Consider the following 14,249-nt stretch of genomic DNA (forward strand, 5'->3'; position numbering starts at 1 on the left):
ATGCGTGCTTCCGCCTCCGCTCCCGGTAGCCTCGTACGGACAACTGAAGCGGGCTGTAAGGGAGAGGCGTCGTGACCGGACTGGTCGTCGCCATGGACGGTCCTTCGGGGTCGGGCAAGTCGAGCGCGTCGCGCGGTGTCGCGCGGGCGCTGGGGCTGCGTTATCTCGACACCGGAGCGATGTACCGGGCGATCACCTGGTGGATGCTGGAGCGAGGGGTCGACCTCACCGATCCGGCGGCGATCGCGGCCAGGGCCCTGGACCCGGTCCTCTCGATGGGCACCGATCCGGATGCCCCGTCGGTGGCCGTGGACGGCGCCGACGCCGCCCTGGCCATCCGGACCTCCGAGGTCACCGCCGCCGTCTCCGCGGTCAGCTCCGTGCCCGAGGTGCGGCGCCGGCTGGTGGCCGAGCAGCGGGAGGTCATCGGCCTGGGCGGCATCGTCGTCGAGGGCCGCGACATCGGCACGGTGGTGACGCCCGACGCTCCGGTCAAGGTCTACCTGACCGCGAGCGCGGACGCCCGTGCGCTCCGCCGTACGGCAGAGCTCACCGGGACCACGGTGGAGGCGCAGAAGGCCGCGATGGCCCGGCGCGACACCTTGGACTCGACGCGGAAGACAGATCCGCTCGCAATGGCGGCCGACGCCGTCGAACTGGACACCACGGCGCTGAACCTGGAAGAGGTCATCGCCGAGGTGCTACGCATGATTAAGGAAAAGGCGTGACCGGGGAAGAAGACAGCGGCTGGATCGAGGCTGAGCTGGCCGATCTGGGTACCGAAGACAGCTCTGAGGAAGCGGGCCAGGACTCCGGCCCGCAGCCGGTCGTGGCCGTGGTGGGCCGCCCCAACGTGGGCAAGTCCACGCTGGTCAACCGGATCATCGGCCGCCGCGAGGCGGTCGTGGAGGACGTGCCGGGCGTGACCCGTGACCGGGTCACCTACGACGCCACCTGGCGTGGCCGCCGGTTCACGGTGGTCGACACCGGTGGCTGGGATCCCGACGCGACCGGCATGGCACTGAAGATCGCCGAGCAGGCGCAGGTCGCGGCCGAGCTGGCCGACGTGATCCTGTTCGTGGTGGACGCCGTGGTGGGAGTGACCGACGCCGACGAGATCGTCGGCCACGTGCTGCGCGGTTCCGGCAAGCCGGTCATCCTGGCCGCCAACAAGGTCGACAACCAGCAGATGGAGCTGGAGGCCGCCGGTCTCTGGGCTCTCGGCCTGGGGGAGCCGCAGCCGGTCTCGGCCCTGCACGGCCGTTCCAGCGGCGACCTGCTGGACGTGATCCTGGACAAGCTGCCGGAGACGCCGCAGCAGCGTTTCGGCGTCGAGCGCGGCCCGCGCCGGGTGGCCCTGGTGGGCAAGCCCAACGTGGGCAAGTCCTCGCTGCTGAACAAGCTGGCGGGCGAGGAGCGCGTGCTGGTCGACCCGATGGCGGGGACCACCCGTGACCCGGTCGACGAGCTGATCCAGCTCGGTGGCAAGACCTGGCGCTTCGTGGACACCGCCGGCATCCGCCGGCGCGACCGCGAGCTGAAGGGCGCCGACTTCTACGCGAGCATGCGCACCCGGGGCGCCCTGGAGCGCTCGGAGATCGCGGTCGTGCTCATCGACGCCAGCGACGTGCTGACCGAGCAGGACCTGCGGATCATCTCCCTGGTGATCGAGTCGGGCCGTGCCATGGTCGTGGCGTTCAACAAGTGGGACCTCCTCGACGAGGACCGCCGCTACTACCTGGAGAAGGAGATCGACCGCCAGCTCGTCCGCGTGCCGTGGGCGCTGCGCGTCAACATCTCCGCCAAGACCGGCTGGCACGTGGAGAGGCTCGTCCCGGCCATCGAGAAGGCGCTGGACTCCTGGTCCACCCGGGTCCCCACGGCCCGTCTCAACGCCTTCCTCACCGACCTGGTCGCGGCCACCCCGCCCCCGGTCCGTGGCGGCAAGCAGCCCAAGATCCTCTTCGCCACCCAGGCGTCGACGGAGCCGCCCAAGTTCGTGCTGTTCACCTCGGGCTTCCTTGAGGAGACCTATCGCCGCTTCATCGAGCGCCGGATCCGCGAGGAGTTCGGCTTCGCGGGCTCTCCGCTGGAGGTCACGATGAAGATCCGTGACAAGCGGGGTGCTCAGAAGAAGAAGTGACCATCTGATCGGACGGCCCGGCCCGCGCCGGGCCGTCCTCGTCTCCGGACCCCCGCGCCGGGCGGTCGAGCGGCGTGCTCCGCCGCATCCGGCCGGGCGACCCCCACGTTCCGCGGCGGGTCATCCGGGGCGCCTGTCTACGTCCTACCGGCTTAGGCTTTACGTGCCCGTGTATCACAGAATAGGTACCTATACGGGTATTTATCCCGTTCTGTCTCCAGCTTTTCGGAGGAGATGCTGGTCACGTCGGCAAGCACCCCGGCGCGAACAGCAAAGGATCGAAGGTACGAGCCATGTGTCAGCACCAACCCCTGTGTCCTCCCGCGAGTGCTCCGGATCGCGAGGCCGCGTCACTCGTGGCCTTCCACCCCGAGCAGGGATGGGGGTTGCTCTGCAACGGCGTGGTGGTCTTCGAGGACACCGGTGAGCTCCTGCCCGACGGAAGCAGCGTCTCCGCCCGCCGCGACCTCTGCGAGCACGTGGCATGAAATCGTTCTCCACGCCCGCCGACCGGCGAGCGGGCACGCAGGCCCTCCCGCCGGCGCCGGCCGAGGTCCTTTCCGTGAACCGTTACGCGCGCTTCCGGCACCGGCTCAGGACCACCGTTCTCCAGCTCGGTGAACGTGTGGCCCGCCCGCCGGAGGAGCCCCCTGCCCCGGAGGCCTCCTGGTCGCTCCCGCCCGAGCCGTTCTCCGTGCCCAGGGCGCGGCGGCTGGTCCGCGCCCGGCTGACCGAGTGGGGGCTGGAGGAGCAGAGCGAGGTCGCCGAACTGCTCGTCAGCGAGCTGGTCACCAACGCGCTGGACCACGCGAGGGGGGCGATCCGGCTCACCCTCTGCTGCCAGGACGGCCTGCTGCGCTGCGAGGTCGAGGACGCCCATCCCGTGGCGCCTCGCATGCGCCGTGCCGGCGAGGACGACGAGAACGGGCGCGGGCTGTACATGCTCGACCTGCTGTCCTGCTGCTGGGGCAGCGACCGCACGCCGGCGGGCAAAGTGGTCTGGTTCGAGCTGCCCGTCGACGCCCTCTCCGAGGACTGCGTCGCCTGATCCGGCCCCTCCCCCTCCCCCTCCCCGGGAGGGACACCGGAGCCGATGAGGTCACCACACGGATCGGCCCCGGTGTCCCTTCGCCCGTCACCGTGTCACCCCGTGGCCGCTGTCAGCCGGAACCGTGCTCACCGTCCACGCTCCGGTTCCACTCGCCTATCCAGACGGCGACCTGAGCGCGTGAGGTGAAGCCGAGCTTGCTCAGAATGTGCTCGACGTGTCCCTCGGCGGTGCGCTGGGCGATCACCAGCGCGGCCGCGATCTCCTTGTTGCTCATCCCCTGGGCGACGAGCTGGGCGATCTCCATCTCCCTGCGGGTCAACGGCGCCTGCCGCCCCTCCTCCGCCTGGGACCCGTCCCCGGGTGCGCCCTCTTCGAGGGCGTAGGCGAGCGCCTCCTCGTAGGGGAGCCTGGCGCCTCGCCTGACGGCCGCGTTGAAGGCCGGCTCCCCGAGCGCCCGGCGGGCACGGGACACGCATTCGTCGTGGTAGCCGGCCAGGTGCCCGAATCCGGACAGCGGCGCGCCGATCGCCTGCCAGATGGTCTCCAGGGCTCCGAGCAGCCGGGCCGCTTTCCGGTACTGCTTCTCCGCGGCGGCGATCCAGGCCAGCACCTCCAGGTTGATCCCGGCGCCCAGCGGGTCGTTGAGCGAGCAGTTGAACCGCAGGCTCTCCTTCTCGAGTGCAGCCGCGCGCGGGGTGTCGCCCTGACGCCAGATCTCGATGCCGAGGGCCATCATCGCGTACGCCCTGTGCCAGCCCTCTCCGTGGGCGTCGCACACCGCCAGGCACTCCTCCGCGGCGGAGACGGCGCCCGGCGAGTCGCCCAGGAAGGATCGGGCGAGGGAGAGCCGGATGAGCGCCAGCGCCTGGCCCACCGGGTCGCCGGTGGAGCGGTGGCGAGTCACCGCCTCCTCGTAGAGCGCGACCGCGGATCCGGCGTCCCTCCGGCACATGGCGACCATTCCGGAGTAGAGGGCGACGTAGGCGCGGACCGGCTCCTGGCCGAGCCGCTCCCCGAGGGCCCGGGCCTCCTCCAGCATCGCCGTGGCGGAGGTGACGTCGGTCTGGATGACGGCCAGCCAGCTGTCGGTCCACAGGGCCCGGGCCCGGGTCTCGTCCGGTGCGGTGTGGGCGGTGAGCCCCCGGTCCAGCCAGCGGCGCCCCTCGTGCAGGTAGCAGTTGGTGATCCAGTGGTAGAGCAGGTCGGCGGCCATGCCCAGGCCCGTCGCGACCCCCTCCGGCCTGGAGAAGCAGTGCTCCAGGGCCGCGTGGAGGTTGGCGTGCTCGATCTTCAGGGTGGTGAACCAGGCCACCTGGGACGGGCCGAAATGCCGCGCTCGCGCCTCCGCCGCCAGCTTCCGGTAGTAGTCACGGTGCCGCCGCTGCAACGCGGCCGCCTGCCCTGTCGTGGCGAGCCGCTCCCGGCCGTACTGCCGGACCGTCTCCAGCAGCCGATACCGGGCCGCCGACGGGGAAGACGGATGGTCATCTCTGATCAGAACGGACTTGTCCACCAGTCCGATCACCAGGTCGACGACCTCCTCACGGAGGATGCCGTCGCCGGAGCAGACCTCCTCGGCCGCAGCCAGGTCCAGGCCGTCGGCGAACACCGAGGCGCGCGCCCACAGCAGCCGCTCCTGCTCGGTGCACAGGGCGTAGCTCCAGTCGATCAGCGCACGGAGGGTCTGCTGGCGGGGCAGCGCCGCCCGTGATCCCGAGGTGAGCAGCTGGAAACGGTCGTCCAAACGGGCGAGCAACTGCTCGACGGAGAGGGCCCGCAGCCGCACGGTCGCCAGTTCGATCCCGAGCGGGATGCCGTCCAGCCGCCGGCAGATCCGCTCCACGGCGTCCCTGTTGGACTCGGTGACGGCGAAACCCGGTAGTACGGCCCCGGCCCGCTCGACGAACAGCTGTATCGCGTCATACTGCGCCAGCGATTCGAGGGAGGGGCGCGAGACGCCGGAGTCCGGCAGCGGCAACGGCAGCGTCGGGACGGCCAGCGTCTGCTCGCCGGCGATGCCCAGCACCTGCCGGCTGGTGGCGAGGATCCGCACCTCGGGCGCGGCGCGCACCAGTGTCTCGGCCAGCACGGCGCAGTCGTGCAGGAGGTGCTCGCAGTTGTCCAGGATCACCAGGGTCTGTTTGTCCCGCAGGTGTTCGATGAGCACCTGCATGGGGGGACGGGTGGAGTGGTCCCGGATCCTCAGGGCCTCGCTGACCGCCTGGACGAGCAGCTCCGGGCACTCCAGTGCGGCGAGGTCGACCAGCCACACGCCGTCCCGGAAGGCCCGCAGCACGTCGGCCGCGACCCGCAGGGCCAGCCGGGTCTTGCCGACCCCGCCGGTGCCGGTGAGGGTCACCACACGGGCTCCGGACAGCAGCCGTTTGACCTCGGCCACCTCGTGCCGACGTCCCACGAAACTGGTCACCTCGGCCGGCAGCCCCTGTGCCTGCAGCCGCTTCGAGGTGGTTGATGCCACCACATTCATCAGCGCCTCGCGCCGTCCCGGCCAGCGGATCACCATGCGCTGGAACCAAGCCGACAGAACCCAGGTTATGTCCCAGCCGTTTCCGGTGCACAGGCCGCACCCGGATGAGCGCCGGAGGCTCCGCGGTCCCTCGCCCGCACCGGGGGAGCCACGCAGCCTTTCGAGGAGTCCCCGCCCTTCACCGCGGACCTCTGCCGGGCGCCCGCGGCCGAGTCGCAGCGGTGCCGCCGATAGAGTGCGTGGCCGGCCATGAGTCGACGACATGGAGGGCCCGCGATGTCCACACCCGACCACGTCGTGCTCAGGCTGAACGTGATGGGGCCTCCGCGTCTTGGAGGCCCCATCACGTTCAGCCGCCGCGGGTCACGGTTCCTTGAGGAATCCGGCGTCCACGGAGAATTCGGCACCGGTCGTGCTGGCCGAGCGCGGCGAGACCAGCAGGGCCACCACGTCCGCGATCTCCTGCGGTTCGACGAGACGTCCGGTGGTGAGGTTCATCATCTCCGGCACGATCTTGTCCAGGACGGTGTCCCGGTCCGCTCCGGTCCGAGCGGCGATGATGTCGGCCGCGCCGCCCTCCTCGGTCCACCAGGCGGTCCGGACCGGACCGGGAGAGACGGTGTTGACGCGAATGCCCTGCGGGCCGTACTCCTCCGACAGCGCCTTGGTGAGGTTGGTCAGTCCGGCCTTGGCCGCGTTGTAGTCGACGTTCATCGGGGCCGGTTTCCGCGCGTTGACCGAGGAGATGTTGACGATCGCGCCGCCGCCCCGCGCAAGCATGAGCGGGATCGCGGCCCGGATCGCGCGGACGGCCGAGAACAGGTTGAACTCGAACATCGCCCGCCAGTCCTCATCGGTCGCGGACAGGAACCCGAAGCGGGGAAGCTGCGCCCCGGGCGGCGGGCCGCCCGCGTTGTTGACCAGGATGTCCAGCCCGCCGAAGGCCTCGGCGGTGTAGGCGACCGCTACGCCGGGCCCCTCGGGGTGGGCGAGGTCGACTGGCGCATGGACGAGATTCGGGCCTGCCAGCTCATCGAGTCCGGGACTGGTGCGGCGCGAGACAGCCACCACTAGGGCCCCCTCCTGCAGCAACGTACGGGTGGTGGCCAGGCCCACCCCCTGGGAGGCGCCGGTGACGAGTGCGATACGGCCGGACAACTGCAAATCCATGATCATTCTCCATCGGATCGAATGTCTAACAGGCCAAAAGTCCCGTTAAGTGAAGCTGGCATATTCCTGTGCTAATGAAACTCTTGACCTCTTTGCTGGGTGGGATGGCTGTTACGTGCGACGGTCAGGTGCGGTTTCCGCCGCCCCCACCTCTGGCGACGTCTGCCCGGCTGCGCGTTGTGGCGGGTCGACGGCCTCGGCCATGATGAGCCGCGGGGCCGAGACCCGGGTGGTCGGGTGCGGCGGTGGGATCGGTCCGGCCGGCGAAAGTGCCGGTGCCGAAGCTCGGCGCGGAGACCTTGAGCCCGGACGCGCCCGGTTGTCTGTATTCCATGAGGTGGCTCTCTCGTGCTTCATGGTTGTGGTTGCCAGGTGGCGCCGTCGGCGTCCTGGTGTACGCGGCCGAACACCATGTCGGCGAAGTGCACACCGAAGCCGAGGGTGTCGGGACGCTGGAGCTCGGCCAGCAGTCGGTGGCGCTGGCGGGCCGAGAGGGCGGGGTCGTGATCGGTGGCGGCGGACCACGCCGGGTGACGTACCTGGATGGGAGAGTGCAGCGCGTCGCCGAAGGCGATCAGCCGCTGCCCGCCCGAGGTGACCGTGAAGGCGGTGTGCCCCGCCGTGTGGCCGGGCATCGCCAGCGTGCGCACGCCCGGGAAGATCTCCTCGCCTTCGCGTACAAGCCGCAGCCGCAATGTGATGGCGGCCAGCATCCCCGCGGTGACGCCGTGCGCGGCGGCCAGGTGGCGGCCGGTCCATTCCTGTTCGGACACCAGGAAGTCGGCGCCGGTGAAGACCGCGGGGGCGACGCAGGCCCAGCCGAGGTGGTCGGGGTGCAGGTGGGTGAACGCCACCGCCTCGATCTCGCCGGGTGCGCGGCCGATCCTCTCCAGGTTGTCCAGCAGGGCGCCACCGTGGATGGCGCCGATCAGCGGATGATCGGGATCCTCCGGTACGGCCCGCGGCCCGAATCCCGCGTCGATGAGCAGGGCGCGCCTGCCGTACTCCACCAGCAGTCCGCCGACGCCCGCCACCAGATGGCCGGTGTCGTTGAGATATTCGGCGTGTTCCGCCCAATCCCCTCCGGTGGTGGCCGGCAGCCAGCCGCGCGGCCTGAGCTGCGCCACCCCGTCGGGCACATAGGTGATCTTCAGCTCGCCGAGCCGGAGTGACCGGATCCCCGACGGCCTGCGTAGCCGCCTGTCGCTCATAAGGGCGGCGTCCTGCCGGACGGCGGCTGCCCGCTCGGATGCGGTGGGGCGTGCCGCCGAAATGTCGATCGCTTCTGTCACGGCGGTACTCCTCGATCTGTGGTCACCACTCCACCATCGGGGAATCGGACATATCGCAACAAGAGTGATATATGGAACAATTCATTAGTTGGATGCATCGTTCGAGGTGGATGGCATGGAACGGCTCGAGATCGAGATCTTCCTGACGCTGGCCGAGGAACTGCATTTCGGGCGGACGGCAGAGCGCGCCGGAGTGTCGCAGGGCAGGGTCAGCCAGACGCTTGCCAAGTTGGAGCGTCGCATCGGGGTGAAGCTGTTCGAACGGAACAGTCGCAACGTGGCGCTGACCGCGATCGGTGAACAGCTGCGTGAGGGGATCGAACCCGCTTACCGGCGCATCCAGGAGGAGGTCGCCAGGGCGACGGCGGCTGGACGCGGCATCACCGGAATGCTGCGGGTCGGCTTCTCCGGAGCTTTCACCGGCGACCTCGTCCTTCAGGTCGCCGACATCTTCTCGGCCCGCCATCCGGGCACCGAACTGCAGATCCAGCAGGTGCAGATATCCGATCCCTACGGTCCCCTGCGAGCCGGCGATATCGATCTTCAGGTCACCGAACTTCCGATCGACGAACCCGACCTCACCGTCGGGCCCGTCCTGATCTCCCAGACCCGTGCGTTGATCCTGCCGTCCGCACACTCCTTCGCCCGGCATGCGTCGGTCAGCCTGGAAGACCTGGCCGAGATGACCCTGCTGACCGTCAGCGGAAATGTCCCCGCCCACTGGGTGGAGTATCACGCCCCACGCCAGACCCCCACCGGCAGGCCCATCCCGCAGGGCCAGGCCATCATCTACTGGGAGGACGTGCTGTCGCTCGTGCTCGCGGGCAAGGGTGTCTGCCCGGTCTCCGCCGCCGGAGCGCGCTACTACGGCCGCCCGGGACTCGCCTTCGTCCCCTTCCGGGACGCCCCGCCCATCGAGTACGCACTTGTGTGGCCGAGCGCCCGCGAAACCGCCCGGGTGCGCGCCTTCGTCCAGCTCTCCCGCGAGTTCGTCGAAAGCCGCGGCGGTCCTTCCGCGGTCGTCGACACGATCTGAACCTCGGGCCCGCACTAATGGGATTCGGGATTCGTTAAGCTGGCCGGAGGACCGAACGCGACAGGAGCGTCACTGTGGATGTGTCACCCGGAACCCTCCGGCCCGGCGGCCGTACCGCCAGGGTCCGCGAAGCCGTGCTCGAGGCCACCCAGAACGCGCTCGTGGAGCACGGGTTCCACGGCCTCACCATGGATCAGATCGCCGACCGGGCCGGTGTCGGCAAGACCACCGTGTACCGGCGCTGGGGCGGGCCGATCGGGCTGGTCACCGATCTCATGACAGACCTGGCCGATCGGTCGGTGGCCCATACGGACACCGGCGACCTGGAGGCCGATCTGCTGGAGAACGCCACAAGCGTGCTCGACGCGCTCACCGACCCGCGGCTCGGGGCGACGTTCCAAGCGATGATCGCGGCGGCGACCTGCGACAGCGCCGCGGCCGCGGCGCTCCACGAGTTCTACGCGCGGCGCATCGGCGAGTGGGCGCGCCGTGTCGACCTCGCCGTTCGCCGAGGAGAACTGCCCGCCGGCACCGACTCCGCCGACGTCATCCGGGCCGTCTCCGCGCCGCTGTACTACCGCGCGGTCGTCAGCCGGGAGCCGATCGACGCCCACGTCGCCGCGCGGGCCGTCACCATGGCGCTCACCGCGGCCCGGGCAGGTGCCTTCGTCGACAACCGTGGCTGACCGCCCCTTCCGCCCTCCGTCCTTGTTCCGGACATGTATCTGCTCGACCTCCGGAAGGTCTGGAAAGGCGCGGAAGGCGGAACATGGCCGTGCCGTTCAGCCCCACAGCCATCTGGCCGTACCGGCGGGATCCTGCCGGGAGCGTTCCGCCGGCGGCGTGGAGCATGGCCGGCACCGACGTGAGCTGCAATCATGCGTTAACTGATATCGGTCTCCCATCGATATCGGTATTGGACATCCGCTGGCCCGATCTGCTTTGCTCCTCCCGTCTGACGGACGAGAGCAAGGACATGGCATGCGGCATAGGCATATGCCCGGACGGGGCGAGGACCGGCCGGGGGCCGTGACGAAGATCGTGCGCCTTGCCGCCATGGGGGCGGCGGCGGGCGTGCTGGTCGCGGGGATCGCGTTGCCGGCCGTGGGAGGTGTGGGCTTCGGCGTCATATCGGCGGCCAACGAGGTGAACCTCAAGCCCGAGGACCTCACCGAGCCGCCACCGGCGGAGGTCACGATCGTGCAGGACGTCGACGGCAACGAGATCGCGCGGTTCTACGAGGAGTATCGCGAGGTCGTCAAGCTCGACGAGGTGGCTGAGATCATGAAGACGGCGATCGTCTCGATCGAGGACTACCGGTTCTACAAGCACGGTGCGATCGACATCGAGGGCACGATCCGCGCGTTCGCCAGGAACATGCAGGCGGGCGGGGTGAGCCAGGGCGGGTCGAGCATCACCCAGCAGTATGTCAAGCAGGTGCTGCTCAACTCCGCCGCCACCGACAAGGACAGGGACAGGGCGCTGGAGGCCAGCTACGCGCGCAAGCTCAACGAGCTGCGTTACGCGATGGCGGTCGAGCAGAAGTACTCCAAGGACGAGATCCTGGAGAAATACCTCAACATCGCCTACTTCGGCGCGGGCGCCTACGGCGTCGAGGCGGCGGCCAAGCGGTTCTTCGGCGTCGAGGCGGACGGGCTCACCCTGCCGCAGGCGGCGACGCTGGCGGGCGCCGTACAGGACCCCAACGCCACCGACCCCAACCTGGGCGGCAAACAGCGCGAGCGGATGCTGAACCGGCGCAACACCGTGCTGGACCGGATGGCCGAGCTGGGCGAGATCACCCCGGCCGAGGCGGCGGAGGCGAAGGCCACCAAGCTCGGCTACAAGGGCACGGAGCTGCCCGGCGGCTGCGAGACCAGCGACTATCCGTACTTCTGCATCTACGTCCGCAACGAGATCCTGAACAACTCCGACTTCGGCGGGACGACCGAGGCACGCGAGGAGTTCCTCAACCGCGGCGGCCTGACGATCAGGACGACGATCGACCCGGAGACCCAGGCGGCGGCGGACAGGGCGATCAGGAAGTGGGTCCACCGCTCCGACGACCCGGCGGCGGCCGAGGCCCTGGTCCAGCCGGGCACCGGGGCGATCAGGGCCATGGCGGCCAGCCGGACGTACGGCCGGAGCAAGGCCAGGAACGAGATCTCCTACAACCTCGTCGCGGACGCCGCGCACGGCGGCGCCATCGGCTTCCAGGCCGGCTCCACCTTCAAGACCTTCACGCTGCTCAACGCGCTGCAGAAGGGCATGAAGGTCGACGACGGCTTCACCGTCGGTGCCGGCTACCGCGCCTCGGGCTACGCGGCGTTCAAGAACTGCAAGGGCGAGAACATCGGCGACCCGACCCACACCGTCACCAACGACGAGGGCAGCCCCGGCTGGAAGACCCTGCGGACCGGCACCTGGGGCTCGGTGAACACGTTCTTCATGACGCTGGAGCAGCGGGTCGGGCTCTGTGACACGGTCAAGACCGCCAAGTCGCTGGGCATCCACCGCTCCGACGGGGCGAAGCTCCAGGAGTACGAGACGTTCACGCTCGGCATCAACGAGATGGACCCGGTGACCGTGGCCAACGCGTACGCCGCGATCGCGGCGCGCGGCAGGTACTGCGCGCCGATGGCGATCACCCGGATCACGGACAGGTACGGCAAGGTCACCGACTTCACGCCCAAGTGCCGCCAGGCGCTCGACCCGGAGGTCGCCGACGCGGCGGCCGACGTGCTGTCCGGCGTGTTCACCCAGGGCACGATGCGGGGCGTCGGCGGCATCGGCCGCGACGCGGCGGGCAAGACCGGCACCACCGACGGCTACGCCAGCGCGTGGTTCGCCGGGTTCACCCCGGACCTGGCCGGAGCGGTCAGCCTCGGCGACCCGCGCGGCTCGCAGGACCACAAGCTGAGCGGCGTCACGATCGGCGGCCGGTACTACGGTCTGGTGCTCGGCGCCAGCATCCCGGGTCCGATCTGGAGGGACACGATGCTGGCGGCGCTGAGGGACGTCGAGCCGTCGTCGTTCACCCCGATCGACCCGGCGCGGTTCGGCGGCTGCGGCCAGAGCTGCCGGCCCACGCCGCCCCCGTCGCCCACGCCGTCCCCGTCGCTCACGCCGCCCCCGTCGGATGGCGACGACGCCACCGAGGACGACGGCCTCACCGGTCCCGATGGCGGCAGCGGCGACGACTCCGGCGGCCCGGACATCCCCCTCGACCCGGACGACGACTGACGCGGCACCGGTGTCCTGTCCCGTGAGACCGGGGACGCGCCTGGCGGCTCGGCGCGGGCACGGCGAGCTCCCTCGGGCGTCACGAGGTGGGTCACCGGTGTCCGCGCCGTGCCGGAACGGGCCGTGCCGCGTTGCCGTTCACTCCGCGGCCGCGCCCGCGGGCCTGTGCGGGAGCAGCAGGGCGACCAGCGCCCCCACCCCGCACAGGACGGCGGTGAGCAGGAAGATCTCGCTGTACTCGGTGTGCAGGGCGGCCCGCACCCTGTCCTCGTACTCGGCCAGCCGCCCGGCGTAGACGGTGGGATCCACGCCGAACGGCAGCGGCGTGTCCAGGTCGGCGGTGAGCGACTGGAACCGGTGGAACCCCCACGCCGACAGGCCGGCGACGCCGAGCAGCATGCCCATCATCCGGGCCACGACCACCGCCGCCGAGGCCACGCCGTGCTGGGCGGCCGGCGTGGTCCGCAGCACCGCGGAGGACAGGGGGGCGATCACCACGCCCAGGCCGAGCCCGGCGACGACCAGGTCGACGTCCATGCGGTATCCCGCGGCGGCCAGGTCGGCGGGCCACTGGCCGATCCGGACGTAGCCGGCCGTCGCGAGCGCCAGCCCGGCCACCGTCACCACCCGCTCGCCGTACCGGCGGGCCAGCAGCCCGCCCAGCAGCGCGGCCACCGAGAGCGCGACGAGGAAGCGGGACAGCACCAGCGCGCCGTCCAGCGTCTCCAGCCCCAGCAGCGTCTGCGCCGACAGCTGCACGTCCACCAGCGTGACCAGCAGCGCCGCGCCGGTCAGGAAGCTCACCCCGAGGGTGGCGGAGAACGGGCCGCGCAGTGCGCCGGTCAGATCGATCAGCCGGGTCCGGGAGCGCCTCTCCCACCCGGCGAACGCGACGGCGGCCACCACTCCCGCCACGATCATCGGCGGACCCCACGGCGGCAGGACCGACACGCTCGGGTCGGGGTTGTAGAGCCCGGCCACGAGCAGGCCCAGCGCGAGGGCCAGCAGCAGGCCCCCGACCACGTCGACGCCCTGCCTCCCCGCCGGATCGCCCGTCCGGTCGCGCGCCGGCGGGGGCACGGATCGCTGTACGGCCACCGCGGCCAGGGCGACCAGGGGGAGGTTCAGCCAGAAGATCGAACGCCAGCCGCCGAGCTGGACGTCGCCCAGACGCAGCGTGGCCGGGACCAGGGCCGCCAGGCCCGCGCCGTACAGGGGGCCGAGCACGCTGCCGAGCTCCTGGGCCGCGCCCACCGCGCCGAGGGCGACCGGGCGGTCGTGCTCGTCCCACAGGTCGCCGACCAGGGCCATGGTGATGGGCAGCAGCGCGCCGCCCGCGACGCCCTGCAGGCCGCGCCCGGCGACCAGCCAGGGGACCGTGTCGCCCAGCGCGGTGACGACCGAGCCGGCCGCGAAGCCCGCCAGGCAGAGATGGATCAGCGGGCGCCTGCCGTACCGGTCGGAGAGCCGGCCGAGCAGCGGCATGGCCGCGATGTAGCCCAGCAGGAAGCCGGTGACGATCGGGGTGGCCCGCTCCATGTGGTTCAGCGGGACGTCGACGTCCTTGGCGATGTCGACCAGGACGGTGACCACGACATAGGCGTCCAGGGCCGCCAGCAGCACCGCGGTGCCGCCGACGCCGAGGGCCGTCCGCCGCCGGGCCGCCGGGCCGGCGCCGGGCCTGCGGCCGGTGGCCGCGGGGGGCGCGGCGGTGCCGGGCACGTCGTGGGAGGCGGAGCCGGTCGAGCTCTCGGCCGGGGGTGCCGGGGTGCCGGCGGCGTCGGCCGGAGGCGCGGCGGGGCGGTGGGGTGCGGGGTCGGTCATGG

At 70.9% G+C, this 14,249-nt stretch carries 11 protein-coding genes; 7 read left to right on the forward strand and 4 right to left on the reverse strand.

Annotated elements, in window-relative coordinates:
* The first annotated feature begins 71 nt into the window (after positions 1 to 71).
* The 4 genes from cmk to SROS_RS14550 all read left to right on the forward strand — a co-directional run bounded on the left by cmk (position 72) and on the right by SROS_RS14550 (position 3,191).
* Complete coding sequence (cmk, locus tag SROS_RS14535; RefSeq protein ID WP_012889698.1) at positions 72 to 728, forward strand: (d)CMP kinase; 657 nt, start codon at positions 72 to 74, stop codon at positions 726 to 728.
* Positions 725 to 2,143 (forward strand): ribosome biogenesis GTPase Der, encoded by a 1,419-nt coding sequence (gene der, locus SROS_RS14540; protein WP_012889699.1) that lies wholly within the window; start codon positions 725 to 727, stop codon positions 2,141 to 2,143. The genes cmk and der overlap by 4 nt, the downstream gene beginning before the upstream one ends.
* Before the next feature lie 293 nt (positions 2,144 to 2,436).
* On the forward strand, positions 2,437 to 2,631 hold the full coding sequence (locus SROS_RS14545) for a DUF5999 family protein (RefSeq protein WP_012889700.1): 195 nt from the start codon (positions 2,437 to 2,439) through the stop codon (positions 2,629 to 2,631).
* 74 nt (positions 2,632 to 2,705) lie between these two features.
* Positions 2,706 to 3,191 carry an ATP-binding protein gene (locus SROS_RS14550; RefSeq protein ID WP_218919838.1) on the forward strand — a complete coding sequence of 162 codons (486 nt, stop codon included), beginning with the start codon at positions 2,706 to 2,708 and terminating at the stop codon, positions 3,189 to 3,191.
* Positions 3,192 to 3,303: 112 nt separating this feature from the next.
* Here SROS_RS14550 and SROS_RS14555 read toward each other — a convergent pair whose 3' ends face one another.
* The 3 genes from SROS_RS14555 to SROS_RS14565 form a co-directional block, all read right to left on the reverse strand.
* Complete coding sequence (locus SROS_RS14555; protein ID WP_245564641.1) at positions 3,304 to 5,718, reverse strand: ATP-binding protein; 2,415 nt, start codon at positions 5,716 to 5,718, stop codon at positions 3,304 to 3,306.
* A 327-nt stretch (positions 5,719 to 6,045) separates the two neighbouring features.
* Positions 6,046 to 6,852: an SDR family NAD(P)-dependent oxidoreductase gene (locus SROS_RS14560; RefSeq protein WP_012889702.1), complete on the reverse strand. Its 807-nt coding sequence runs from the start codon at positions 6,850 to 6,852 to the stop codon at positions 6,046 to 6,048.
* Positions 6,853 to 7,205: 353 nt separating this feature from the next.
* Positions 7,206 to 8,144: an MBL fold metallo-hydrolase gene (locus SROS_RS14565; protein ID WP_012889703.1), complete on the reverse strand. Its 939-nt coding sequence runs from the start codon at positions 8,142 to 8,144 to the stop codon at positions 7,206 to 7,208.
* A gap of 115 nt (positions 8,145 to 8,259) precedes the next feature.
* Between SROS_RS14565 and SROS_RS14570 the strand changes: the two genes are divergently transcribed.
* The 3 genes from SROS_RS14570 to SROS_RS14580 all read left to right on the forward strand — a co-directional run bounded on the left by SROS_RS14570 (position 8,260) and on the right by SROS_RS14580 (position 12,423).
* The gene (locus SROS_RS14570; RefSeq protein WP_012889704.1) at positions 8,260 to 9,180 is read left to right on the forward strand and encodes a LysR family transcriptional regulator; all 921 of its coding nucleotides are present in this window, start codon (positions 8,260 to 8,262) and stop codon (positions 9,178 to 9,180) included.
* 74 nt (positions 9,181 to 9,254) lie between these two features.
* On the forward strand, positions 9,255 to 9,866 hold the full coding sequence (locus SROS_RS14575) for a TetR/AcrR family transcriptional regulator (protein WP_012889705.1): 612 nt from the start codon (positions 9,255 to 9,257) through the stop codon (positions 9,864 to 9,866).
* Positions 9,867 to 10,161: 295 nt separating this feature from the next.
* Positions 10,162 to 12,423 carry a transglycosylase domain-containing protein gene (locus SROS_RS14580; protein ID WP_245564642.1) on the forward strand — a complete coding sequence of 754 codons (2,262 nt, stop codon included), beginning with the start codon at positions 10,162 to 10,164 and terminating at the stop codon, positions 12,421 to 12,423.
* A 138-nt stretch (positions 12,424 to 12,561) separates the two neighbouring features.
* Here the strand turns inward: SROS_RS14580 and SROS_RS14585 are convergent, their stop codons facing one another.
* Positions 12,562 to 14,247, reverse strand: a complete 1,686-nt coding sequence (locus tag SROS_RS14585; RefSeq protein WP_012889708.1) for an MFS transporter — start codon at positions 14,245 to 14,247, stop codon at positions 12,562 to 12,564.
* Positions 14,248 to 14,249 lie beyond the last annotated feature (2 nt).

It is taken from the genome of Streptosporangium roseum DSM 43021, assembly GCF_000024865.1.
In the GTDB taxonomy this organism is placed as follows: domain Bacteria; phylum Actinomycetota; class Actinomycetes; order Streptosporangiales; family Streptosporangiaceae; genus Streptosporangium; species Streptosporangium roseum.